The organism is Ligilactobacillus aviarius, from assembly GCF_001654615.1.
GTDB lineage: Bacteria > Bacillota > Bacilli > Lactobacillales > Lactobacillaceae > Ligilactobacillus > Ligilactobacillus aviarius_B.
Genome location: NZ_LWUD01000018.1, coordinates 1 through 1,539, shown reverse-complemented (window position 1 = coordinate 1,539; position 1,539 = coordinate 1). Strand labels below are relative to the sequence as shown.

Genomic DNA, 1,539 nt, shown 5'->3' with positions numbered 1-1,539 from the left:
ACTGTGAATCTCTTCGTAGTCTGTTGGCATTCATGTCATGTTTTGAAAATTAGATTAGTAAAAGTTTATGAATCAACTTTGAAAGGATGGTACATATTATGCGTTTTGTTTTTGGTATTGATGTTAGTAAAGTCACTTCTAACGTGGCGATTGCGATTGATGGGCAAGTATTTAATGAATTTAAAATCACTAATGACTCTTTAGGATTCAATCAACTATTAACTCAATTACAACAGGTTAATCAACCTGAGGTTGTTTTTGAAGCCACAGGAGTTTATTCTCGGCGTTTACGGACTTTCTTACAAAAAAATAATGTTGATTATGTTCAATTAAATCCACTAGCGGCTAAAAAACAATTAGATAGTTTACGGCCAAATAAAACTGATCGTAATGATGCACGTCATCTTGCTGAAACACAGTTTATTCTTAATCGAGTTTCTACATATCAACAAGATCCAATTTATCAAGAACTATTAGATCAAAGTCGTTTTTATCAACAAATCAATGAAGATCTTGTTCGCGATAAAAATCGATTACATCGCATTTTACAATCCGTTTTTCCTGAATATGAACAATTCTTAAGCTGCCCCTCAGGAAAATTATACTGGCAAGTTTTAATTACGTTACCAACACCTACTCAAATTCTTAGTTATGACGTGGATTCATTAGCGATTAAAATTAAAACTTGCAGTGAACGTAACATTTCTGATAAACGAAGTCGGCAATTAGCCGCACGGCTAATCAATTTGGCACAATTATCATTTCAATCTGTAACTGATGATTCATCATTAATCGATCAAGTCCGTTACTATGCTAATGAATTATTGCGCCTCGATGCACTTAAAAAGAAAATCGTCACGAAGATGTTATCAATTGCTAAACAATTACCTGATTTAACGATTTTAGAAAGCATTCCAGGAATTGGTGAAACAACCGCTGTTTTATTATTAGCTGAATTGGGCGACATTCGTCGCTTTAATAACGCCAATAAAATCAATGCTTTTGTTGGTATTGACCTTCGTCACTACGAATCTGGAAATTTCGTCGCCGCTGACCATATCAGTAAACGTGGAAACTCTTACGCCCGTAAACTCCTTTATCGCACTATCGGTAATATTGCCTCTGCTGCCCGCTTTCAACCATCACACATCAATGATTATTACCAAAAACGAAAAAAGCAATCCTCTCTACCAACTAAGAAGATTGCTATCGCATGCGTCCATAAATTAATACGAACAATATACCATCTAATAATTCATAATCAATTTTACGATTATGCTAAAGCAAAAGAACAAGTTGCATAATCCTAATTGGTTATAACATTATTATAACTGACTATTTTTTCTTTACAAATAGTCAGGTTTATTTAGTGTACATAAAATCACTAAAATTCTGTTCCTGTGGAGCGATATTTACTTCTAGAAGGCTATTATTTATTGATAAAAATTAAATAATTTCTTGATATAGCTTGACTCTTGGTAGAAAAAAAAGCTGCAAGGGTAAATGCACTCACTACGTTTTGTCTCTTATACACTTCTT

At 33.5% G+C, this 1,539-nt stretch carries 1 protein-coding gene; it reads left to right on the top strand.

Annotated elements, in window-relative coordinates; all coding sequences use genetic code 11:
* Positions 1-98: 98 nt before the first annotated feature.
* Positions 99-1,304, top strand: a complete 1,206-nt coding sequence (locus A3O17_RS04130) for an IS110 family RNA-guided transposase (RefSeq protein WP_064208659.1) — start codon at positions 99-101, stop codon at positions 1,302-1,304.
* Positions 1,305-1,539 lie beyond the last annotated feature (235 nt).